Source organism: Anaerococcus sp. NML200574 (assembly GCF_026131665.1).
Lineage (GTDB): Bacteria > Bacillota > Clostridia > Tissierellales > Peptoniphilaceae > Anaerococcus > Anaerococcus kampingae.
The window spans coordinates 1-1,605 of record NZ_JAMXSM010000060.1; the positions used below are offsets into that span (position 1 = coordinate 1).

At 29.2% G+C, this 1,605-nt stretch carries 2 protein-coding genes; both read left to right on the top strand.

The annotated features are described in order from the left end of the window. Positions 1 to 56 precede the first annotated feature (56 nt). Positions 57 to 650 carry a transposase gene (locus NH286_RS10575; RefSeq protein WP_265238767.1) on the top strand — a complete coding sequence of 198 codons (594 nt, stop codon included), beginning with the start codon at positions 57 to 59 and terminating at the stop codon, positions 648 to 650. After that, complete coding sequence (locus NH286_RS10580) at positions 638 to 1,507, top strand: IS3 family transposase (protein ID WP_265238770.1); 870 nt, start codon at positions 638 to 640, stop codon at positions 1,505 to 1,507. Before NH286_RS10575 ends, NH286_RS10580 begins: the two co-directional genes overlap by 13 nt. The last annotated feature ends 98 nt before the right edge of the window (positions 1,508 to 1,605 follow it).

A 1,605-nucleotide genomic window follows, 5' to 3' on the forward strand; every position in this document is an offset into this window, starting at 1 on the left:
TGAACTGACCCCCAAAAGTTAGACTAAAAAACTAACTAAAGGAGGTCAGTTTTTAAATGGCAAAATATAGTACAGAATTTAAAATGAAAGTAGTAAAGGAATATTTAGAATCAAGTATCTCATATAAATCTTTATCAGAAAAATATAAACTTTCTCATCAGGAAATAGTAAGAAGATGGGTAAATGCATACAAATCACAAGGCAATGAAGGACTAAAAGTAAAGAGGGAAAATACACAATACACTTTAGAATTTAAGTTAAATGTAGTAAACTTGTACTTAACAGGAGAAATGTCCTATCAAAGCCTAGCAAATGAATTAAAGATAAACAACCCATCAATAATAGCAAGGTGGGTAATAGACTTTAGAGAAAAAGGCATAGAAGGACTGAAATCTAAAAAGAGAGGAAGACCTTCGAAAATGTCAAAAACCCCAAAAAAATCAAAAGACACTAAAATAGAATCATCAGCACAATTAACCAACGAAGAAGATAATTCCTTAAATGAAGCACAACTAAAAGAAAAAATAAAGAAATTAGAAGAAAAAAACTATTGGCTCCAACTAGAAAATGATGCAATAAAAAAAAAGATAGAATTGTCTCAAATGACAGATACAGAAATAAGACAATTGCTGAAACAATTGAAGTCTTAAGAGACAAATACAAACTAAAAGACTTGTTAAAATACTTTAATATTGCCAAATCAACATACATGTATTGGCAAAAACGATTAAATAAACCAAATAAAGATATAGAAATAGAAAAGAAAATACTTAAGATAAGAAAAGACAATCCAAACTATGGCTACAGAAGAATAACAGCAATATTAAAAAGATCAGGACTGATAATAAACAAAAAGAAAGTACAACGATTAGTTAGAAAGTTAAAACTTCAAGTAAAAAGTTATTCAAGAAAATCCAGAAAATACTCATCCTACAAAGGACAGATAGGAAAAATATCAGACAATAAAATAAAAAGAAATTTTAAAGTAGAAAAACCATATACAAAAATAACAACAGACACAACTGAATTTAAGTATTTAGAAAAAGATAAAACAGGAACCTACCAAATAAAGAAACTCTATCTAAACCCATACTTAGATATGTACAACAGTGAAATACTAAGCTATGAAATATCAAAATACCCAACAATAGAACCAATATTAAAAGCCCTAGACAAAGCAATAAAGGTAACTAACAAAAGTAAAGAAGAAAGAATATTCCACTCAGACCAAGGCTGGGCATATCAAACAAATCAATACACATCTAGGTTAGAAGCTAACAGTATCACCCAATCTATGTCAAGAAAAGGCAACTGCCTAGATAACTCGCCAATGGAAAACTTCTTTGGAATACTAAAACAAGAAATATATTATGGAAGAAAATTCTACTCATATGAACACTTAAAACAAACAATAGAAGATTTCATAAAATACTATAACGAGAAAAGAATAAAAGAAAAATTAGGATACTTATCACCAATAGAATACAGAAAGAAGAATGCAGCATAAAAATTTCCTACCCCTAGGGGTAGGAAAGGACAAAGAAATAGCAGAGTAAGCTTTAACACTAACTCTGCTAATAGGTCCAACTTTATGGGGTCACCTTA

What these genes read in the sequence shown, in the direction of transcription:
- NH286_RS10575 (WP_265238767.1), top strand. Translation starts at nt 57, where the DNA reads ATGGCAAAATATAGTACAGAATTTAAAATGAAAGTAGTAAAGGAATAT.